This window comes from Paenibacillus campi, from assembly GCF_034659835.1.
In the GTDB taxonomy this organism is placed as follows: Bacteria; Bacillota; Bacilli; order Paenibacillales; family Paenibacillaceae; genus Saccharibacillus; species Saccharibacillus campi.
In genome coordinates this window covers 246,160-269,535 of record NZ_JAXSQZ010000002.1, presented here as the reverse complement: position 1 = coordinate 269,535, position 23,376 = coordinate 246,160, and the positions used below count along the sequence as shown (strand labels likewise).

The window sequence follows — 23,376 nt, the reverse complement described above, 5'->3', positions numbered from 1 at the left end:
TGACACATTGCATGTACAGAGAAACGGAGGGAAATCATACGCATGAACAAGCTGCAACAAATGATATCGTTGACTGCAATCGTCGCGCTTGGCAGTACATTCGTCTATCCAGCACCGTACGTCGCTGCCGATCAGGTGAACCATCGTGAAGTAGTTACGCTAGACAGCGGCGCGACCGTCAAGACCGGGTTGAATCTGTATGTCGATCCAGCCGGCAGCGACAGTAGTGGCGATGGTAGCCAGAGCAAGCCGTTCGCCACATTAACTGCTGCACGTGATACGATCCGTGCGCTGCATGGCGATCTGCCAGCAGACGGTGTGACCGTCTGGGTCAAAGGCGGCGAATACGAACTATCTAACTTTGAGCTGACCGAGCAAGATTCCGGCACGGCAGCTAAGCCGATCATTTATCGTACGTATGCAGGAGGACAAGTTACATTAACAAATGGCGTGCATATTAATACGTCAGACTGGCAGCCGCTTAGCCAAGCGGCAGCAGCACGTGTGCATCCGAATGTGTATGCGGACGATTTAGTTGAGCTGGATGTGAAAAAGCTCGGTATGAAGCATATTCATCATTTTTCCGGCGGTACATCGTTTACCGAGCAATGGGGCATTATCGATTTGATCGCAGACGGTGTGCGCCAGCCGATTTCACAATGGCCAAATGCTGACGAATCGGTCAACAAACATCGCAAAGGCTGGACAACGGCTAACGGTTCCGCTGATGCCAAGTCGTTTTATTATGGCGAAGGCGGTATTCCGGAAAATGGCAATACGACCGATACGCTCGATTTGGACGGAACGAATCGGGCTGAACGCTGGCAAAAGTCTCTGCAATCTGGTCATCCGTTATATTTAAAAGGATTTTGGCGCACCGTTTGGAGTCCAATCACAAGCTCGGTACAAGCGATCGATACGAAGCATCATGTGATCACACTCAAAGATATTCCCGATGGTGGCATGGGTTCCAAATGGAGCAAAGCGGTCGAAGATTATCGCTCCAGCACGAGTGCAGCCAAATCAGGGCAAAGCCCGCATTCATTAGCGGCACAGACGACACCGCCGTCCGAAGACGATACACTGCATGATAACGATACCGCCAGCAAATCATATCTCGTATACAAAGATGGCGGCAGCGCTCAAACGATGACGCTCAAGGAAGAACAAGGTAACGATTCACTGTTGGAAACGAAACCATCCAGCCCTGAAAGCGATGCCGAGCAAAATACGCCGATTCAATTGACCGATCAAGGTTTAAGTGTGCCCGGTTCAAGCTCCATTAACAAGCAAAAGATGGCACCAACCCTATCCTCATCGGTCACCAAAGACGCCTATAGTGCGGTCAATGATGACGTATACAGCTCCACCGACTCCGCTGTTAGCGATGATGTGTACGATAGCGGCTATATCGCCAAAATACGTGCACCGTATCGCATCGGTACCGGTACTGAGGAATGGCAAGCGCTCAATTATCTCGATGAAATCGATCAACCTGGCGAATGGGCGCTCGATTTTAAAGATGGCAAGCTGTACTACTATCCGCCCGGCAAGTTGCAAGCTTTGAACATTATTGTCGCGGATGACGACAATCCAGTCGTTTCGTTTAACAACGCCTCCAATGTGCAGTTTATTGGCTTTACGATCGAAGGCAGTATGGGCAACGGAATTGAATTGAAAAATACCGACCATATTACACTCGCTGGTAATACGCTGCGCAATCTTGGCAACGGCGGTATACTCGATGTTGGCGGTCAAAACAATCTGTTTCAAAGCAACGATATTTACGAAACCGGCGGCTTTGGCATTAGTATAAACCGCTCAGGTGATCGGAAAAGTTTGACACCAGCCAACAGCCGTGTCACGAACAACCATATTCACCATGTGGGTGAACTTACGCATTTGGAGCCAATTCTAGTGCGTGACTCGGTAGGCATTCGGTTTGATCACAATTTGCTGCATGATGTGCCCAAAGACGCGGTACGTTACGTGTACAGCAACAATTTGACGTTTGAGTACAATGAAGTGCATAACACCTCCTTAATTGAGGGCGATACCGGCGCCTTTTATACCGCGCAAGATTGGGCATCGTATGGGAATGTGCTGCGTTACAATTTTATCCATCATAACAAGCGCTCCAACGGCTTTTATTCCGATGGTGCCGACAGTGGCGATAACTACCACTACAATATTATTCAAGGCTCCACCAAAGGCATTTTGTTAAACGGACATGACAATATTGCGACCAACAATTTGGTAATCGACTCCAATATGATTCAGGTCGATCAGCGCGGTGACAGCAAAAGTCATGGTGTGAACAGCATTTTTGCTGATCAATTACGCGAGATGAATCCGGGCAGCAATCCGTGGGCAAATTACGGTAAAGTGCTACAAGATACGTATGGCTATGATCATAATCTATGGAGCAGCATTCTCGATCCAAGCTGGCATCCCGAATATCCAAACGGCACCAAAATGACCGACAATATGCTCGTCAACACACCGGATGTAGTCGTGCCAAAAGTTGGCGATGTGCAAGTAGCCAACAATGATTTTATTGGCAATGTTAGCGACGCTAGTTTTTATAATTACAGCAAAATGGACTTGCGCACCGACAATGCTCAAATTTTAGCTAAATTCCCAGACTTGAACAAAGTGTTCCCAACGATCGGTCTGCAACAAGATAAGTATCGCGTCCGCGTGCTCACACGCGCAGAAACACGCGGTTTGTCCAATCATTAATTGAAGCTAGACTATCGTTTCATCTCCCCCTTGTCTGCTTAACTAGACAAGGGGGTTTTGCTCATAATCCAGCTATTGCAATTTGCCTATACTGTGTTATAATTATCTTAAATTAAAGATTTAATATTTAAAAATATTATCTCAATTATGAACTGAACTTGCAGCACTACGATCTTGCTGCCGTACATGATGTATAATCTCTAGCTAAGATGACCGCTGTCACTACCAATTGAATGACGATGTAAACGGATCGACTTTATTCCCGAAAGGATGAGAATGATGGAACTTAAAGGTATTCACCATGTATCGATTATGACGGGCAAAGCAGAGCAAAATTTCGAATTTTACACCAAAGTGCTCGGCATGCGGCTTGTAAAAAAAGGCGTAAACCAAGATGACACGACTTCCTATCATCTGTTTTATGGCGATGCGGTCGCTTCGCCAGGGTCAGAGCTGACGTTTTTTGATCTGCCTGGTATTGGGCCAAGTTATCCGGGGGTGTCAAGCATTTCCGCATCCTCGCTGCGTGTTGCTAGTACTGAAGCGCTGCAATATTGGTCAGATCGTTTTGATGAACTGAATGTGAGCCATGAACCTATCCAGCCACGTGCTGGACGTGATACACTCGCGTTTCAAGATTTTGAAGGCACACGCATTATACTCGTGGCGGACAATGGCGAACAAGGCGTAGCTGCCGGTACAGCTTGGAATGGCTCCGATGTGCCTGTCGAATACGGTATTGTCGGACTTGGCCCGGTTATGCTAACCGTAGCGAAGCCTGATGCGACAGTGATGATTTTGACCGAAGTGCTCGGTTTTCGTCATGTCGGTTCGTATCCGTCGCTCATTGGCGAGCAGCATGCCGATATCGAAGTGTATGCGACCGGTGAAGGCGGCGCTGGCGCTGAAGTTCATATCGAAACACGTCCGGAATTGCCAGTGGCACGGCTCGGTCGTGGCGGTGTACACCATGTCGCCTTCCGCGTGCCGAATGAAGCGGAATATGATATATGGGCAAGTCGGTTGACCGGACTCGGTATTCCCAACTCCGGCAAAGTCGATCGCCACTACTTCCGCGCGCTGTATTTCCGCGAGCCTAACGGCATCCTGTTCGAACTGTCCACCGATACACCAGGCTTTGATGTGGACGAATCGATGGATTCGCTGGGCGAAACATTATCACTGCCCCCATTTCTGGAATCGCGCCGTACCGATATCGAAGCCAAGCTTCGTCCGCTCGTGCTGAACGATTAATCGCCTCGCTTGGAAAGACAGCTCTACTGCGCAGACCAAGTTGAATTTTAAATTTGATGTGGACTAAATTCTTTATAAATAAGCGCTTGAGCTAGATTCAAAACTCAGATTAATTTCAGTCAATGGACTAAGCATATATAAACGCCCTATGCCAGCTCATACACCTATTGCTAAAATAGGCTTGAGACACGATCTGCATCATTCATAGCCATCAAGCGAATCAGCATGAGCGCAACCAAGTTGTTCATAAATGCGAGACGATCACACGAACCGCCATAACTGCATCTGTTATTGATGTACACGCTACAATGCATACGAAAAAGGGGCTGTCCATAGACAGTCCCTTTTTCGCGCGTTTATGTTCTAATTAGCACGTATATGCCTTAATACACAGACCACTTTCAATATATTAATTACGGCTATACATAAGATCATGCAGCGGATTCAAAGCCACTATTGAAAGCAGTCAAGGTGCTAGCTACTCCTTGTAGTCGTCACGTACACATTAGCAAGCGCTATCACTGACCTGCTTTTTCCCGACGCCGGCGCAGCTCCTCTGTAATTTTACGTCCGGTCGGTGTTTGTGCCAGACCGCCGCGTGCTGTTTCACGATGTTCGCTCGGCATCGAGCGCCCCACCTGTAGCATCACATCGACTACTTCGTCGGATGGAATGGCACTGCGTACGCCTGCCAACGCCATATCTGCCGCTGCCAACGCATTGACTGCGCCAAGCCCATTGCGCACGATACACGGAATTTCCACCAAACCGGCAACCGGATCACAGATCAGACCGAGCGTATTTTTCAAAGCAAGCCCGACAGCATGCATCGCTTGCTGTGGTGTACCGTCACGCAGCTCCACTACCGCGCCTGCCGCCATTCCGATCGCAGAGCCAACTTCCGCCTGACAACCGCCTTCCGCTCCCGAAATGGACGAATTGTTGGCGATCACATAACCGATCGCGCCGGCTGCAAATAAACCGAGCACCATCTGCTCATCGCTCCAGCCAAAACGCTCCTGTGTGCTCACAAACACACCCGGAATGATACCGCATGAGCCTGCGGTAGGTGTAGCGATAATGCGCCCCATCGACGCGTTCACCTCGGACACTGCCAGCGCATACGACATCGCACGTGTCGAATGACTGCCTGCCGCTGTCTCACCGCCGTTCAGATAATCATACACACGCCGGGCATCGCCGCCAGTCAAGCCGCTACGCGATACCGTATCTTCGTGAATGCCGCGCTGCACCGCTTCTTTCATCACTTCATAATAAGCTGCCATCTGTCCGATGACATCTGCGCGTGCAACACCGGTTTCTTTTACCTGCTCCACAATCATCAGCTCGGCAATCGTGCATTGCCTTTCCTCACACAACTGTACGATCTCGTTTAATGTACGAAATTGCATCGATTTCCCTCCCTTCTAATCCAAATTAATGACCATCGCACACGTTACATGTGGCAATGCTTCAATTTGCTTTAATACCGATGGTGATGGTGCGCCGTCTAACTCGATCAATGTCATCGCTTCACCGCTGCGCGATTTACGATCAACGTCCATAAAGCCGATATTTAGCTCCCCTTCGCTAAGTGTGCGTGTAATGTCCGCTAGCACGCCTTTGCTGTCCATATGTTCCACAACAAGGGTCGGATACTGCCCCGATCCTTTTACATCAAACCCGTTCAGTTCATGAATTTCAATATTGCCACCACCGATCGAAGCGCCGGCAAGTTCGGCTTGCTGTTCGCCGCATTTCAGACGCAAGCGCACAAAGTTAGGATGCGGATAATTACCTGATCCTTTATCAAATTGAATCGTCATCCCCAGTTCATCGGCAAGCTCTGCCGCTTCTGGCAAACGCGGATCATCGGTTCCGTAATCAAGCAATCCGCCAACAAGCGCCAGATCGGTACCATGTCCCCAGTACGTTTCGGCAAACGAACCGTACAATATAATGTCCGCATGCTCCGGCATTTTACCAAGCAACTGCCGCGCCGCTCTGCCGAGTCGTGCCGCCCCTGCCGTATGTGAACTGGATGGGCCAACCATCGATGGACCGATAATATTAAATACATTTTTAAAACGCATACGCTTCCCCTTTTCCGCTGCTGCATCATATGAGCAGATACTGCTGTTCCGTCCTCCGGCAATTGCGATCCGCATGCACGCGCCAAAAAAGGACAGAATACAGCCTGCATGGCCTGTATGCTCTGTCCTCGTTACCTGAGAGTTTGGACAAGAATGAATCCCGTCATACCCCTTGGGTGGCTGTTATGCTCTCTCCAGAGTTGCGTCCCAAAGCGGTTCCTAGTACCTGAGAGATTAACCGACGGTTTGGCGACCGGCAGCTTGCTCCTTCGGTGGCGGATTACATTCATCCGCAAACTCTCCCGCTCTGTTCATTCGCCGCTTATAATGTGCGGGAGCATTGCCGGTTCCCGCACATATTTACAATTACTTCTAGCTTAATGCAGCCGCCAAATGCTGTCAATCATCCGCTGCAAATCGCTCATTATCCGCTTGTAAACAGGCGCTACAAAGGAATCGTATCATGCGCTTGCGGTGCAGCGGGATCGTCTGCTTTTGGCAACTGAATCGTAAACGTTGACCCTTTGCCAATCTCGGATACAAAGGTCAGCTTACCATGATGCGCTGTAATAATTTGCTGTGCAATGTACAGACCGAGACCTGTACCGCCAATCCGCCTTGCCTCCGCTGCACCTGAACGGAAAAACTTCTGGAAAATGCGTGGCTGATCCTGCTCTGAAATGCCGATCCCATAATCTTCGATCTCAATCATCACTTGTCCCTGCCGCTCCACTAGACGAATATCGACCGGTACGGTGGAAGGAGAATATTTGAGCGCATTGCCGATTAAGTTGCTAACTACTTGAATCATTCGATTATGATCACCTGTAATGTAAATTTCATGCTCTGGCACCGACAGTCGCAAGCGATCACGCTGCTGAATTTCCCATTGAAAACAGATGACTTGCAGCAGTTCAACAAGCTGAATACGTCCCATCATATAATCAACACGCCCGGCATCGATACGCTGACTGTCCAGAAAATCATCGAGCAGGCGTGACAGACGGCTGCCTTCAAACTGAATCGTATTCATAAACTCACGCCTTTTGTCCGCCGGAATATCCTCATACATCGATAACATCTCAATATAGCCCATAATGGCGGACAACGGTGTACGTAGCTCATGTGATACGACAGCGATCAATTCATTTTGCAACTGCTTCATCCTGCGTTCTTCTGTACAATCGCGGAAAGTCAGCAGAAACCCTTGACTTTCATGGCTGTTCATATCCGCCAGCGATGTCATATGCACCGATAACAAAGAACCATTTTTGCTCACAACGATACTGCCTTGCTCCCACTGCTCTACACCGGCAACATGACGCTGTAACCGCTCATACAATGACGTAGCATCCGTCTCTAATTTGGCTTGTATTTGCTTCAGCAACTCGGATACTGAACGCCCGGTATAATCGTCCACTTGGAACAGCACTTGCATCGTTGCATTCATAAACACGGTATTGCCATTCGTGTCCCCGATCACAATGCCTTCCTGCACCGTTTGCAGCACATTGCCAGTAATCCGCTTTTGCTCCTCTACCGCAACCTGTTCTTCCATCAAGCGATCGGTGAGCTGTTTCACCTGGCGTTCATGTTCGCTGTACTTTTCCTGTGCCTGCTCCTGCTCGGTCAGATCGTGCACGAAAAACGTATGCATCGCTCTACCTTCGTTTAATATCTCACTGCGCGTTAGCTCCACGCGAAATGTGCTGCCATCGACACGAGTCGCCAGCACAGTGTTGCTTTGCCTGTTTGATGATGTTTTGTTCATTTGAATCAGTTGCGATAATGGCAATCCATAGGCGTCTTGGCTGTCGCATTGAAACATCCGCTCTGCTGCCGGATTCATTTCGGTAATGCGCAGCTGACTATCTGTCGAAATAATGCCGTCGACCGCCAGTCGTAAAATGGCGTTTTTCTGTGCCCGACTTTCTGCCAGATCAAATGTACGTTCAACGACGCGAATTTCCAAACGCTCTTTATCGTGTTTGATCTGGACAAATTGCTGTTCCAGCGTATCGATCATACTTTGGAAATTGCGCATGAGCTGCCGGATTTCCATAATGTAACTTTTGGGCAACCGTATACGCTCTGTACCGCCTAGACGACCAGACACATAGCTCGATGCCTCAACTAGTTGTTGCAGCGGCTTAGCAAGCGTTCGTGCAATCAATTGCGCAATAATAGCGGCAATACAAACGATGATTAACATGCGCGCCATCGTTTCCAAATAAAAATCATACATCGGATATAAATAATACGAAAACGGCAGCGTCAAAATAAGCTTATTGCCGTTATTTAACGACTTGTGCAAAACGAAGCTGGAATCTTCCCAACGCTGCAACAAATATTCGCTTACAATCGGGTATTGCTCATACACCTGTATGTTATCATAATGAAGCAGTAAAGTTTGCTTATATGCTTTGCCATCGCCTACAAAACGTGAAACTTGATCAGCCGGCAACGTCGATTCCACGACTCGATTATTTTGACCGAGCAAAATCGAATCCACGGAAAAATCCTGCTTGTACTCTTTCATCAGTTCGTAAATATGGGGGTCATCACTGCGTAGCTCTTGCAAATGATCGATATACATACGCGCTGAACGTTCCAGATTGGTCGATCCCCAGAGCATCATATCACGAAATTGTTGCTTGCCATTCACAAACAAAATCAAAATCGAGCTGACCATAATAAGCGCAAGCAAATATTTAAAAATAACGGTACGCATCGAAATCGAATAGACTGGATATTTGCCAATCGGTATGCGCTTAAGAAAAAAACCAACCACTGTAGACGCAATCAATGCGTTTACGATACCATTAAGCAAACGATTGATCAGCAGTATCCACAGTAACTTCGGATTGATCGTTCCGGAATAGAGCAACGCATCTATACTATACAAAATCGGGAGCGCAATCGTAATCCAGAACCAAATATCGAGCTTCAGTAGCAAACTATCGCGGAAATAGCGAAATCCGAGCGCGATAAACAAAATCTCAAAGCTGTGCAATGTGAACGCTTGAACATAAGATTGATACTGAATCGTCGGTAAATTGATCAGCAACATAGCAGGCACAGCAAAAGCAACGCCATATAAGCGCAAAATAATCAGGAGCGCAGCACTGCCAAATATGAACATAAGCGCAAATGACAGCTGCAATATGAACATATTGAGCACGATCCCTGCGATCGTTAGTATAAGCGTACCTATCCACGGTGACTTGAACAGATGAAGTAATTTGTATTTCATAACGAACGGCCCTTTCCTTCACGGACAGCGTAGCGATTCCCGACACGATCCGGCATTCATAACATATTTAATCCGCTTTACTGCGCTTTTTCAACGACTGCGACGATCGGTTATCGTAAAGTTAAAAATATTCCATATCCCCCATATCGCCTATCAATGGTACAATATAGGCGTATTTACTAACTGGCAGGTGTATAGATTCGCAATCACTAAGGAATTAAGATAATCGATAATTTTATTATACCTGCAAATACATGATCCGAGAATCATCAGCAGCTTTCTTTAGGGACATTCGAACCATTTACCAGTCTGATGTACATATGCATAAACAGACGATCACGGTTTGCGCAGCCTGTCTGCATCCACGCCGCCGCAAACGCAAGCCTATCCTCTCGCGTTGCATGTGAGCCTGTCGCACTTTGACACCCCAAGATTCGTATCCCGGGCAAAAAAAGATTACTTGACACAGTAATTGCATATCGCAACGTCAGATGATGACGTTTAACCGATAAAGCCCCAATTTTCAAACAGGAGAGTGAGAGCGATGCCTACCAAAGTATTATTAATCGAAGATGAAAAAAGCCTGGCTGATATGATCGCCTTTTTCCTGAAAGAGGAAGGTTACGATACAAAGTTAATTCACGATTCCGTCGAGGCGCTGGCACTGCTGAGCGAATACAGCCCTGACATTATCGTGACCGATCTGATGCTGCCCGATCTGAGCGGCAGTGAGCTTGTGCGCGAGATTCGCAAGCAATCCACCGTGCCTGTACTTATGATATCGGCAAATACGATGTTAAATGAACGGCTCAAAGCGCTTGATAACGGTGCCGACGATTTCCTTTGCAAGCCATTCAGTTTAAAAGAATTGGATGCACGTATTAAGGCGTTGCTGCGACGCAGTGAGCTGCATCGGATGAACGGTTATAGCCTATCTACAAGTACGACGCAAAATCGCATCTCGGTAAATGATTATCGTCACAGTTTATTTGTAGACGATCAGGAAGTCGAAGTGACCCAGATCGAATTTGCGATTATGAAAGAATTGCATAATGCGCCGGGCAAAGTGTTTACCCGTAACGAGCTAATGGATCGCATTAAAGGTGGCGATCGCGCTTATCTGGATCGTACGATCGATGTACACATCTCCAATTTGCGCAAAAAAATTGAGCGTGACCCGAAAAATCCAGAGCATATTTTAACCGTATGGGGAACCGGCTACAAATACGTACAGATCGCTGAATAAGCGAGCTGTATCCTTCCAGGGTGATCACTTTGATCACCCTCCTATTTTGATTAGCCATGCGGCATAGGAGAGCAAACGAATGAAACCAACCATCCATACCCGCGAGCACTGGATTCCATTGGAAGTGCTCTATGTGATCGGCATTATTGCGATCTCTTTTTCATCGATTTTTATTCGCTGGTCAGATGCTAACGTATCTGTTATCGCGATGTACCGTCTATATTTTACCGATCTGTTGCTGCTGCCGTTGGCATTGCGGCATTATCGTGCTCTGTTCAACATTCCACCGCGCGTCTGGCTGCTGCTCGGATTGTCTGGGCTAATGTTGGCGCTGCATTTTCTGTTCTGGATGGGTTCATTGCGTCTGACGACTGTAGCCAGCTCGACCGTCATTTTGACATTGGAACCGATTATGGTCGTGATCGGCTCGTATTTTCTGTTCAAAACACGTACGAACCGTTATATGATTATCGGCATGGCGCTCGCAGTCATCGGTTCGCTCGCTATCGGCTGGGGCGATTTCACCGTATCTGGCACCGCGTTTCAGGGCGATATGCTATCGTTTTTCGGTACGATTGCCGTTGCTGTGCATATGCTAATCAGCAAGCAAGTGCGCACACATATGGAGGCGCTTGTCTACAATTTCTGGGTGTTTTTTATAGCGGCGACGGTGCTCGCTTTGTACAATATTGCGCATGGTATTCCATTCACCGGCTATGAGGCACGCGATTGGGGCGTATTCTGGTTGCTCGCTCTCGTACCGACGTTGTTTGGGCATTATTTGTTCAACTGGTTGCTTAAATATATGAATGCAGGCGCTGTATCGATGGCGGTGTTAGGTGAACCGGTATTTTCATCCCTGCTCGCTTTTTGGCTGCTTGGCGAAGCGCTCACCGGCGTACAGCTTGGTGCGGGTACGTTAATTTTGATCGGTGTCTGGATTTTTATCCGGTTTGGCAATGAGAAGGAAGATACACTCGTACCGCCGGATATTATGGCACAGGAGCATGAAGTGCCTTATACGTCCGCTCCTACTGCTACTTCGTCTCATGTACAGACGAGGACGGAAAATGGGCATAAATAGGGGAAGCTTTGACAATGTACTATCTTGGCTCGTTTGCTCATCATATGCCTATATCATGTATTCCATATGCAACACAAAAAGACCTCAGCTGCTCCGTCTGCATGACGAAGCATGAGGTCTTTCCTATGATGCTATGCTATTCAAGCCTGTTGCCACGGCGACAACAAATGCGCGGCTTCACGCTCAATCATATCCATCGCCGCATCATAACGCCCTAATTTAAAATAACGCACAATTTGCAGCAGTTCATCCCGGCCCAGCAAACATACTTCGTTCACGCCAGCCAGTGTAGCGCAGGAAGCTGTAAAACGCCCAGCAGTCGTCAGTACGATCGCACGCTCGGCATCATAATAACGCATCGATGCATATACCTCTTGTACCGCGTCCAGTCCAAGTGCTTGCCCGGCAGCATAACGCTTCGCTTGCAACACATTGCGCACACCGAGCCGATCGGTAAACACCAGATCGGCACCAAAATCACTGCTGTCCTTCGTCTTCTCTGCATCACCATATCCAAGCTCGATGAATAGACGCTGCAAATAACGTTCAAATTCCGCACCTTCCATACTGTCGATATCCGCAATCGTCATTTTGCGCGGATCGAGGCGGGCACGCCGCAACCGTATCCGATAATGCTTGAATGCACGTAAGCATAACCATACTAGCACCAAGCCGAACAGCATACCGATCCCCCACACTGCCCACTGCTGCTGTAACCGATCCATCATTTGTACCATATTGCTTGTATCCTCTCTGTCTATCCCGTATCTTCTAGGTCGTATACGCAAACTTGGCGTGTTGGGGCAGCCACCACTGTAGTACAAAATAAGGGGATGGACTCCCGTGTCGCATCGGCATCTACGGAATGGGAGTATAGAGTAGATGCCCGTGCTCCAACATGTCGATCATATACCAAAATTCAACGCTTATTACAGCAACACAAACTTTCCCCTTAATGCGTCCCCGAAGACACCGGACTCAAATGCCCCTGCTCACGCCAATGTGCCAGCGCAAATTCATCTGCATATGCAGGCGCCTCACCGGTCAGCAACTGTGAATTGTACCGATGTAGTGCCTGCACCGCTTTACGAAACAATGGCAATGCATAATGAAGCTGCACAGCGCCGGTATAACTTACAGGGATACGAGCATCGTTATTTTCATCCGCTTTATACGCAATTAGCACACTTTCCGTCCCATCCGCATGCAATACAATCGAGTAAAAATAATGCTCATGCAGCGTATCACCATGCTCATCCTCATATTCACGCCCGACACGAATAAGCGGCATTTGCGGCTCCCCTTGAAAGAGCGTTCCCTGCTGGCGAAAAGCGATAAACAAATCGCCCAGCCACAACCCATGACGCTCATCATCATAAAAGTTATCATATGGCTCCACAAGCGGCAATGCGAGCAGTTCCCGTATCGTTTGCGGTGCAATGAGCGTACGCGCATATTCATAATTGGATACCGCCTGCAATAGCCCTTGCCAACCCGTCTGGTACAGCTTGCGAAATACCGGCGGCGCCGTACGTTTCAACGTATGCCACTCGGTATCATTGCCTTCCAAATAACGAAATTTGCACGATACTTGCCACAAATACGTAGAATCCCCCGACAACAGCCCTGGCAAAATATCCCGGCTTTGTTCCACCGGTTCACTGCGTAGCAATAATGCATGACGATCATCATCTTGAATATACACGCCTTGAAAGCAGCCTTCTTCCCCTTCCTGCCCATACGCTACCGCACGAATAAACACATCATTCAGCCAAAATTCATAACATGGTGCGGTGTCTTCCGGTCGACGCATACATAACAAAGACGTCGCGGTCACCCGACGCATATTCACCGGATTAATTTCCGTATTTTCAAACAAAAATGGAACATCCGGCAATACAAATGGATCGATATACTGCTGCCGTAGCACAGGCTTCCCTGCAACGATCATCCGTATCATCTGTTTGCGCCATATAAAAGGTTCATCATCATCAATCACACATTCCTCATCAAAAGCATCCAGACGCTCCATCCCTTGCCACGGCTCCATAGACTGCAAACCTTCCCAATGCAGACGAGCATTGTGCTCACCGCGTACGTCCACTGAATACTGCCCCGTCTGTAACAACAGCCCAGTCGACAAATTTCCGCGGACGATCAGCGTACCGTGATTGTAATCGCCCCAAAGCAAATGCTCAGCATACACATTGCCAGTCACATACACTTCCTGTCCACCAAGCAGCATATACGGCACAGACAGATCGCCCAGCACGATTAACCCGGTCGCACCGTCGGTATCTTCATTAGCAATAATACGATTCACCCGCAAATTGCCTTCTACAACAATGAGCAAAATATACCCAAGCTTCGCTTCTTCGGTATGCTCACCCTCGTCTTCAGTTTCCTGCTGCAACCATCCATTACGCCACGGCTCATCCAAATTCAGCACATCCAGTTCCACATCCCCGGCACAATACCATACCAGCTCATCATCATATTGATCCGGCTGCCGCTCAACCCAATCCGCAATCAGACTATCTGCAGGCAACTTATGCTTGATATCCGCTAATTTCAGCTTTTGATAACGATTCATACTCATAGCAGTCTCCTCCTCGTATTGGAACATGGATGTGCCGTTTGCAGTTGGTTCCGTTGATAGCTTACAGTTCAGTTCGTGTTAGTTCGTGCAAGACATCGATTTTTGTGCAGGATGTAGAGTAATGTACATCGCATAAATGGCTGTATCATTGCACGGTTACGATCGATACAGCTTTGTATATGGCATAAATGTTCGCACAGCGATACAGTTGCTTAGCAGTAATACCGTTTCACGCATATACGACATTATTTTTTATGCCTATACGATATCACTTTGCTAAATTGCCCTCATTACCAATCATACTTTCTGTTGGCACATCGCCAGTCGAACTACTCCAATTACAGACCACAATCGCAAAAATATAAAAACATTCGTACATTCGATATCAAAATTAGATATCAAACAACGTAAAAAATATCATGCTCAACAGCATCGATTGGCATCCGCTATCCTACATCACTACCAATTCATTCGGAAAACGATGCCAATCGAACCACTTTGCATTTATTGTAATAGAGGATATTGCGAACCACAACGGAACAGAGAACGATTTTGATAGAGTTTTCTATAATATGTGAGTATTGTAGCGGGAAGTTACAGACGAAAGCTTTTGCCGTCTCTTAGCGCATATACCTAAACTGAGCATGTTGGCGCATCTATCACTGTGATACGGAATAAAGGGATGGACTCCCGTGCTCAAATCAAAAAAGGTAATGTATTTTGCAATGCAAAAACCTTTTTGCTGTGCACCTCGTGTTTGAAGAACGTACACACTGAAGTCATCCTTACCCTTCATTTCTTCCCTCCGTTCCCCGCATCTCGCATCCTACGAGTTTGCGTACACGCCCTAGTCAAAACTAACTACCGAAGTTATACGTATCTCTTTTGTCAAAGCTGGTCATTAGAGTTATATGCATCCCTCATCAAAGCCGATCACCAGCGTTATATGTACCCCCTCGTCCAAGCTGTTCACCAGCGTTATACGTACTCTCTCGTCAAAACTGGTCGTCCAAGTGATACGTCCCCCTTCGTCAACGTCGGTCAGCAGAGTCATACAATAAAGTTATAGGCAAAAGCTACAGACATAAATCGGCATCTATAATTATGTATAACCACACCGAACGATGCTATGAATCCTTCCCTAACTATCGCTGTCTTCTCTAGGCATAGCAGGAGAACATGTCTGCTTGGCAAGATCAAACTGCCTATTTAATGCGGTCAAACTACTAGTTCCAACACCATCTAAACTACTCCTATCAAGTACCTCCATCCCTTTCCACATCTCCCGTCTGGATTGTTGCCGTGATTCAGGTGTAAAATAACAGATATCGATATCATTTCAAGGCATTCTTCACACCTTTACGTTTATGATCATATCGCTCGAAATAGCTGTTGTTCAGTAGAATGGAGCATACGTTATGAAAGATTAGGGCAATATAAGCATCCGAATGACACCTGCAACATCATGTTCACAATTATCTGAAATCCGCTCGAATCAAGCCACTTTACAGCATGAACACATCAACACGAATGACATGGATGACACCACTCCATGCATACTACATTTAATCCTACACAACGGAAGGAGTATTACCCTATGCCAAATACCGTATCGATCAAATGGCTGCTTGCCCGCCTGTACGAACCCGACCTCATCGTCGCTGATTGCCGTTTCTGGCTCAATGACCCACAGGCAGGACGTCATAAATACAATGAATCCCATATCCCGCGCGCCATCTATCTCGATTTGGAACAAGACCTGTCTTTCCCGATCAGCACCCACGGCGGACGTCACCCATTGCCTGAACCGGAACAAATCGCACGCACATTCGGTCGCGCCGGCATCAGCCAAGACGATCGTATCGTCATCTACGATGACAACAATGGCATGTACGCCGCACGACTATGGTGGATGTTAACGTACATGGGACATACACAAGTGTACATACTGGAACAGGATTTCAGCGCATGGAAACAAGCAGGCTTTCCAGTGACCGATGAACAACCGATTGTCGTACCCAAAACGTTTGAAGCCCGTCCACAACAGCAGATGGTCGTAGATGTTAATTATGTGCGACAGGTGTCGGAGCGTTTGTCTGGTACAGGTGGTGGCGGAGCAGTTGATGATGCCAGTCCGTCGTCATCTTCCTCAGCTTCGTCTTCTTCCACCTCCACTGTGCTAATCGACTCGCGTGCTCACAGCCGCTATCTGGGACTGGAAGAAACGATGGACAAAGTAGCCGGACATATTCCAGGCGCGGTGAATTTCTTCTGGCAAGATGTGTTGACCGAGGCGGGGAGTTTGAAGTCGGCGGAGCAGTTGGAAGAACATTTTGCCGGGCTGGATAAAGGTGCGGAGATTATTGTGTACTGCGGGTCTGGGGTTTCGGCTTGTCCGAATGTGGTGGCATTGACGCAGATTGGGTTTCAGAATGTGAAGCTGTATCCAGGAAGTTGGAGTGATTGGGTGAGTTATGATGAGCATCCGATTGGGACGGGTGAGGAAAAATACTAAAGTACAATCGTACAGGATCTTAAAAACAAATACACCGCCATGCAGGCTTTGAGGCTATGGCGGTGTATTTGTATACCCTGAAAGTCAACAGTGAGTCAACCACACCTATTGACAACCAGCTTGTGATTACTTACATCTCATAACGATCATTTCACTGTTAATACTCGAGTATGAAGATAAAAAGTCCGAAGCCTTGCCAAAGTATAGTAAAGCTTCCTCTACCATACACACTGACTTCTAGATTCAAATCTCACAAAGACATTTTGGTCTAAACAACACAAAGTCAACCAGTTCTTTCACATCAAGTCTGTGATTGTGATAATGGTTCATCAGAGAGATTAAAGAAAATATTTCCCTAAAAAGGAAGGGGAGTTTATACTAGCTTTATATTTGAACATCTTTATTGAAAGGTGAGGAGATATATTGGCGATAAGTAAAGAAGAAAAGAAAACTGTTAATAAAATAATAAAAGAGCTAACTAATAAATTAGAGAGCCTTCGACCTAACGTACTAACCCGAGCTAAAGCAATTTTAGCAAAAGATATTACTGTCCAATCGCTACACGGAATGATAGGTGGAAAAAATAACGAATACGCCGATTGTATAAACACTCAGTATGCAACACCTGATGAGTTTATTTCAAGATGGTTAGAAGGATTTATTGAAACAGAAGGAGATGATTGGTGGTCCGGTGGCCACCCTTTGTTTCATTTGCTGAAAGATGATGAATTCAAGCAATACCTTATGTTGTTTCTTGAGCGGAATTTCTATAGAAACTTTGAAGAACGGACTAGGGAAAAACCAATAGAAAGCTTATGGAGTTGTTGGTTTGGGGATAGAGATATCTATTGGGGGCTGCTGATATCACCAGTTAAAAGAGATAAAAAATGGAAAAATGACGTGAGCGAGATTCGCAAAGCTAAATTCTCATACTGGACTATTGGTCATGTAATGAATACTGGACTTGTTGATATTGAGAATGATGAATTATACGAATTCGATTCTCTAGATGAACTATATAAATTCATTAAGAATATCTTAAAGCGCCTTAAAAGATCACAATACGAAAAGGAATTGTATGATAGATATATTGATTATCTAAAAAAATCCGAAAATGTTTTAGAAGAACCATTCCTGATTCCAGAACTAAGATGGGGTGGAGCAGATAAGGAGCACAAGTATAGGTTGGATTTTACAATCTTAAATCCCCACACCATGAAGTTTGTTGGCTTTGAAATAAGTCCACAATCTTCACACATGTCTGTAAAAGGAGCTAGGAGTGGTAGGCAGATTGAATGGAATAGTGATTTAAAAGTACAGTGGGGAAAAGAAATGCGTAAGAGAAACGACTATTTTGGAGATTTCGGAATCACAACCATTACTTTTACTGATAGTGAACTTGAGGATTTAGATGCATGCTTTAAAAAAATCGAAGATTATCTAAGTATGCATGGTAAAAAGAAAAAGGCGGTGCATACGCTTCTAGATCAAATCAACACACTTGCAAATGATAATAAGAAGTAGTTATTGTCAGGGAGTTTATGTTTATAAAACAAAAAAATTGTACACTAACATTAAGAAAAGCCCGCGTTCTTAGCAGGCTTTTTTTTGCTTTGCGGTGTTTTGGAAATATACGATGCAGAAAACCAAGGCGGCTGCGTGGAGTATTCCGATGAACCCAAAATCAACAAAGAGTCAACACTGAACTGTAGAAATAACAGGAATTTCTGGAATAAAAATTCTTTAATTTGAGTGAGTTAACTTATAGTAGATCAATTTAACAGAAAATTAATAGTGCATCAAAACATTATCGCTAACTGAAACTACAAGCAAGTTAGCGCGTAATAGGATTAAATCATAATCAAGGAGGATAAGATGAGCAAGAAGAAAAAGGGAAGAATCACTAAACAAAAAGGGAATGTATCTCATTCTATTGATACGTCTGATCCGAGAAGAAATACAAAGTTTGGACTTTGGGCTTTGAAGAACATTCAAAAAGTAGATTCTTGGTCAGCTCCTTTTTACTTCGTTGCAAAGTGGGATAAAAGGTTAGGTTTTAAGCTTATAAGATTAATACTTTTAACAATCCCTACTCTCATTTTACTTCCTGATAAATTGCTAGAATGGGTTTTAGGAATACACGCCCCTTTGTTAAATACGCTTCCTGGATTGAAAAACATTATGGGCATATACGAAAATATTTTTACGTGGATATTTAGTATGGATGTACCGTATGTGCTTCTAATACATGTTATTTTTCCGCTTAGCTTATTAGCAGCTATAGTGAATTTCATGAAGACCAGAAAAATAGCGTATAAAAAAATCAATTTCGGACTTTTATTCTCCATATTTCTAGATACAATCGCAGCATATGGCTCTGTAAAATATCAAACTCCAGAATTACAACAGACAATGACTATAATGCTAGTTATTTTGACTATAATGACTATCTGGGAGCTATTTTTTCTAAAAAGATATCACAAAGAACATGGCTCATATGATCCTGGAAAGCTGTTAAAACAAGGAGAGAGAAGAGCTAAAAAAAGGGGGCGCAGAGAGATCAATAGTAAAAAGGCATGATAATGTGGTATAAGAAGAGCCTTCCTAAATCTAACGTAGACTTAGGAAGGTTCCTATTTGCTCATCGCCCTAAAACTTCATCCATTTCTTCCGCAGCCCCATAGTCTACACTATACGTGTGCGAATAACGATCAAGCGTTATTCCTACAGACGAATGCCCCAGTCGTTCGGATACAATTTTCGGGTGCACGTTCTGCTTGAGTAGAAGCGAAGCATGCGTATGCCGCAAATCATGAAACCGGATCTTCGGCAGCCCTGATTTTGCAAGCATATCAAGCCACCTGTCCTCAAAATAATACGGGTTAATCGGCTTTCCTGTTTTCGTCTGCGATACAAGCCCATAATCCTGGTATTTAGGGCCAGCCAGCAATTTATCCTGTGCTTGTATGACTTTCTGTTTTTTCAGAGCCTGTACTGTAATATCTGGCAGAGATATTGTACGTATGCCAGCTGCCGTTTTGGGCGGTTGAAAAATAAACCCTTTTTCCCCATTGGTGTATGACTGATTTACTGTAATCGTTTTGGCATGCAAATCTACATCTTCCCATCGTAACGCAATTGCTTCTCCTCTACGTAATCCACAAGTAGCTGCCAGCAAAATGATCATGTAGTAACGATATGGTTTTACATAGTCCAGAAACTTCATCAGTTGCTCTGCTGTCCATACATTCGCTTTGTATTTTGGGATTTTTGGTGGCCTAATTAATGCAGCCACATTACGTCCCAAAACTTCATGTCTGACTGCCGTAGCCAGCCCATCGTACAATACCCTGTGTACATGATTAATGGTTTGCGGAGACAAACCCTCTGTTACTCTCAGTTGTTCATACATGGATGCAAGATGACTCGGTGTCAATCTAACTATAGGGATCTGTCCTAATTTCGGAATGATGTGGTAATTGATCAGCCACTTGTACGTTTTTACTGTACCAGGTCTAAGATTAGGCTTTTTTATTTCTAGATAATTTGTAAAGTATTCTTGCACGGTTTCCTTTGTTTCTTCTACATACTTTCCTCTACCTATCTCCGCAAGCGCAATGCTAAGCGCCTTCTCAGCCTCCTTTTTTGTTTCAAATCCCGCCTTCATTTTCTGTCTACGTCGCCCTGTTTTCGGATGTTTGCCCATTTCGATTGTATAGGCATAGGTACCGTTTTTACGTCTACTTATACATCCACGCATGCTCCCTCTCCTTTTAATCGTGTTAGGGTACAAAAAATCCCTAATCATCAAAAAATCGAGAAAGTCAACACGTCAAGATAACGCAGTCAACTAGCGTTCAACCAATCACCACTTAGATATACCACGTATAATTCACGTTGCATGGGCACTACTACAGTTCATCAGGCTTAAAATCTTGGTATAACTATGGTTAAAATTCGAATATGTATTTAAATATTCGTGTAAATTGAAGCTTTTTCCGAGAAAGAACAACTGTTGATGATACGAAAAAATACGAACGGAATAATTGTGCACAATTATTCAAGAAATTTAAAATAAAAAGAGAAGGATTGATACCTTCTACTAAGACTCAGGAAGGTGAAAATTAAATGTCTACGCAGGCAAATATACCACAGCTTTTGACTGTAACTGAGTTGTGCAAATTTTTACAGACAAGTCGCAGAAATGTAGAAAAATTGCGCAAAAAAGGATTGCCACAATACCAGCTATCCAGAGGTGGACATCCGAGATTTGATGCTGCGGAAGTTAAAGAATGGATGAGAAAAAATCAAAATTAGTTCTTTACACCTATTGTAATGTATAAATAGATAGAAGAAAATCGCTTTAAAATAAACAGCCCATGTAAAGAGTGTATAAAAAGAAGACGTTTTCCGTTAATAATCAATGGAATCAGTCTGTCTACTTGTACACTCTATTTACATGGGCTTTTTTTGTTGCTTTTGCATGTGATAACTCTGTTGGTAGCAGAGTATTAGTGGAGGCGCGTATAATTATACCTCCATTTTATCACATCAGAATTCACAGCGACAATACTATTAGTGGGGGGAAGAAGAATGGAAAAAATCAATACACTCAATGAAGAAATGATTAACGATACGACTGGATCGGAGCATAAAAGTGTTTCCGAGATTGAACAAATTGCTAGTGGTGATAGCACTTTAGAAAACAATGGTACTGTCTCGGCTAGTAACGTAATTGGCTTTTCTCGAAACGGAATAAAAGAACAATTAGACGGGTATTACAAAGAAGATCCACAACAAAATGGTAAAAAGAGATCCACACAACTAACTAATTTTATATTTACAAATGTAAGAAAAGTTCGGAATTTGGGAAAAGAAGAATCGCTACTGGTGGACATTAAAGAAGGTTCTAATATCAGATATAATGTATTGATTGCAGCCTCTCTTACGTGCGAACGAAGAAAACTTTTACCTTATCTAAGAGCACAAAACACAAATTTACAAATATATACACATAAAACAGAGGAACTTGATGCAATCATAGAGTATGTATCTGGACAAACACAGGCAGTCGAATCTATGGTCGATTACACAGGGTTGTTCCAAGATAAACAAAGCGGCATGTATTATTACGTAGCACTAAACCGGGACAATGAGATTACTTACATCGTGCCGAATAATGTTGCTGCAATCAACCACATTTACATTGCAGGTCCACGTCATCTGAGTACACAAACACGGATTAACCAGATGCCTAATAATACATCGTGGAAAGAAGCTGGCAAGGAAATGCTAGATATTGTTCCAAAAACGCTTAAAGATAGCAAATCTTTAATGATTCTCGCTTGGCATTTTTCATCTCTCATCAACGAATGGATTCATAACGTACTTGAGCACAGACTCCCGATTCTGTTTGTATATGGTGAGAAAGGTAGCGGAAAATCAACCAATTTAGACCTCGTATCTATGTATTTCGGAAAACATGGAAAAACTCTAGCGATGGGTTCGACCCCTCAGCCCATAAGAGAAGCTATGGCGGCAACCAATGCTTTCCCAATTCTTACTACGGAAACCGACGACAGAGCACGTAACATACAAACTACTGTAAGTATGCTAAAAGAATTGTTTGATAAGGGAAAGATACTCCGGGGACATCTCAGTGGCAATGAATCTTTCCACCTTCAAGCCCCTTGGATCATGCAAGGAAACAATCAAATTAGTAACGAGGCCGTGCAGGACAGAATGCTACAGATCCTAGTACAGAAATCTGATCAAAATGATTGTAATGGTCTATTAAGAGAAGCACTACTAAATAAATCAGGAAAAGATACATTCATTGCTGGTTATCTACAGTATCTAATAGACAACCAGAACAAATGGAACGAATGGTATGGACAAGCAAAAGTTTACCTAGGAACACCCGATACTAGACAACTGAACATCCAGATTTCTATGTTAATAGGGCTGATGATGATTCAGGATCTCAGACAGCATCTAGACATGCCATTATACACAGAGAGCGAAATAAAAAACTTTGCGCAGGCCATGCAAGCTTGTCAGTCTGATAATCAAGTGCAGCCGCAACATATTAAATTTTTGGAGTTTTTACAGGAGTACTGCATAGCGCCAGAATTTGTAGCTAAGAAAATGTATCAGGAACAAGATGGGATTCACAAATTCCATAAAAAACGTTGGGAGGATGCATTTAAAGAGTATATGGCGAAAGACCACTACGATATCAATATGGGTGTAATCTTAAAAAGTCTAGAAGAATTAGGTAAGCAAAATGAATGTATTAGGGTAGGAGGTTCTTCTCGTATTTTTGGCACAACGTGCAAAAATATAATACTTGATCCCGTTAAACTTGAAGAAGCAACAGGCGGGGAAATTCGGGCAGAAAACTGGAATTCAGAGTCAAAAAAATAAATCATTCTTTGGAGACGTCGATATAGATGTCTCCATTTCTTTTTGTTTGTAGACATAGCAGTTATGTATGAAACCAACATGCAACTCGTATTGGTTGCATATCACAACTCGTTCCCTCCGAGCTAGAAAATAAATATGCAACCAAATGCAACTGGGTTCGGTTG

The 23,376-nt window shown here is 44.7% G+C and carries 15 protein-coding genes and 1 riboswitch; of the genes, 9 read left to right on the top strand and 6 right to left on the bottom strand.

The window, feature by feature from the left end; genetic code table 11:
* Positions 1-42 precede the first annotated feature (42 nt).
* Complete coding sequence (locus U1I11_RS06500; protein WP_322904844.1) at positions 43-2,742, top strand: right-handed parallel beta-helix repeat-containing protein; 2,700 nt, start codon at positions 43-45, stop codon at positions 2,740-2,742.
* Positions 2,743-3,021: 279 nt separating this feature from the next.
* Entirely contained in the window at positions 3,022-3,996 is a 975-nt protein-coding gene (locus U1I11_RS06495; RefSeq protein WP_322905736.1) for a ring-cleaving dioxygenase, read from the top strand.
* A gap of 518 nt (positions 3,997-4,514) precedes the next feature.
* On the opposite strand, the gene sdaAA is transcribed toward U1I11_RS06495, so the two are convergent.
* The 3 genes from sdaAA to U1I11_RS06480 form a co-directional block, all read right to left on the bottom strand.
* Positions 4,515-5,408, bottom strand: coding sequence for an L-serine ammonia-lyase, iron-sulfur-dependent, subunit alpha (gene sdaAA, locus U1I11_RS06490; RefSeq protein ID WP_322904843.1), 894 nt, complete (start codon positions 5,406-5,408; stop codon positions 4,515-4,517).
* A 15-nt stretch (positions 5,409-5,423) separates the two neighbouring features.
* Entirely contained in the window at positions 5,424-6,089 is a 666-nt protein-coding gene (gene sdaAB, locus U1I11_RS06485) for an L-serine ammonia-lyase, iron-sulfur-dependent subunit beta (protein WP_322904841.1), read from the bottom strand.
* Between the two features lie 203 nt (positions 6,090-6,292).
* A riboswitch (glycine riboswitch) is annotated at positions 6,293-6,404 on the bottom strand.
* Positions 6,405-6,534: 130 nt separating this feature from the next.
* A complete protein-coding gene (locus U1I11_RS06480) occupies positions 6,535-9,342 on the bottom strand; it encodes a sensor histidine kinase (RefSeq protein ID WP_322904839.1) in 2,808 nt (935 codons plus the stop codon).
* Positions 9,343-9,886: 544 nt separating this feature from the next.
* Between U1I11_RS06480 and U1I11_RS06475 the strand changes: the two genes are divergently transcribed.
* Both U1I11_RS06475 and U1I11_RS06470 read left to right on the top strand, forming a co-directional pair.
* Complete coding sequence (locus U1I11_RS06475) at positions 9,887-10,588, top strand: response regulator transcription factor (RefSeq protein ID WP_322904837.1); 702 nt, start codon at positions 9,887-9,889, stop codon at positions 10,586-10,588.
* A gap of 79 nt (positions 10,589-10,667) precedes the next feature.
* A complete protein-coding gene (locus tag U1I11_RS06470) occupies positions 10,668-11,672 on the top strand; it encodes a DMT family transporter (RefSeq protein ID WP_322904835.1) in 1,005 nt (334 codons plus the stop codon).
* 140 nt (positions 11,673-11,812) lie between these two features.
* Here the strand turns inward: U1I11_RS06470 and U1I11_RS06465 are convergent, their stop codons facing one another.
* Positions 11,813-12,400, bottom strand: a complete 588-nt coding sequence (locus U1I11_RS06465) for a restriction endonuclease (RefSeq protein WP_416235605.1) — start codon at positions 12,398-12,400, stop codon at positions 11,813-11,815.
* A gap of 224 nt (positions 12,401-12,624) precedes the next feature.
* The gene (locus U1I11_RS06460; protein WP_322904833.1) at positions 12,625-14,271 is read right to left on the bottom strand and encodes a hypothetical protein; all 1,647 of its coding nucleotides are present in this window, start codon (positions 14,269-14,271) and stop codon (positions 12,625-12,627) included.
* Positions 14,272-15,868: 1,597 nt separating this feature from the next.
* Between U1I11_RS06460 and U1I11_RS06455 the strand changes: the two genes are divergently transcribed.
* From U1I11_RS06455 to U1I11_RS06445, 3 genes are all read left to right on the top strand, one after another.
* Complete coding sequence (locus U1I11_RS06455) at positions 15,869-16,786, top strand: sulfurtransferase (protein ID WP_322904831.1); 918 nt, start codon at positions 15,869-15,871, stop codon at positions 16,784-16,786.
* A gap of 423 nt (positions 16,787-17,209) precedes the next feature.
* Positions 17,210-18,310 (top strand): hypothetical protein, encoded by a 1,101-nt coding sequence (locus U1I11_RS06450; RefSeq protein WP_322904829.1) that lies wholly within the window; start codon positions 17,210-17,212, stop codon positions 18,308-18,310.
* 351 nt (positions 18,311-18,661) lie between these two features.
* Positions 18,662-19,366, top strand: coding sequence for a hypothetical protein (locus tag U1I11_RS06445; protein WP_322904828.1), 705 nt, complete (start codon positions 18,662-18,664; stop codon positions 19,364-19,366).
* A gap of 61 nt (positions 19,367-19,427) precedes the next feature.
* Here the strand turns inward: U1I11_RS06445 and U1I11_RS06440 are convergent, their stop codons facing one another.
* Positions 19,428-20,546 carry a tyrosine-type recombinase/integrase gene (locus U1I11_RS06440; RefSeq protein ID WP_322904827.1) on the bottom strand — a complete coding sequence of 373 codons (1,119 nt, stop codon included), beginning with the start codon at positions 20,544-20,546 and terminating at the stop codon, positions 19,428-19,430.
* Between the two features lie 368 nt (positions 20,547-20,914).
* On the opposite strand from U1I11_RS06440, the gene U1I11_RS06435 reads away from it, so the two are divergent.
* Positions 20,915-21,103: a helix-turn-helix domain-containing protein gene (locus tag U1I11_RS06435; protein WP_322904825.1), complete on the top strand. Its 189-nt coding sequence runs from the start codon at positions 20,915-20,917 to the stop codon at positions 21,101-21,103.
* Between the two features lie 276 nt (positions 21,104-21,379).
* The gene (locus tag U1I11_RS06430; RefSeq protein WP_322904823.1) at positions 21,380-23,212 is read left to right on the top strand and encodes a hypothetical protein; all 1,833 of its coding nucleotides are present in this window, start codon (positions 21,380-21,382) and stop codon (positions 23,210-23,212) included.
* Positions 23,213-23,376: the final 164 nt, after the last annotated feature.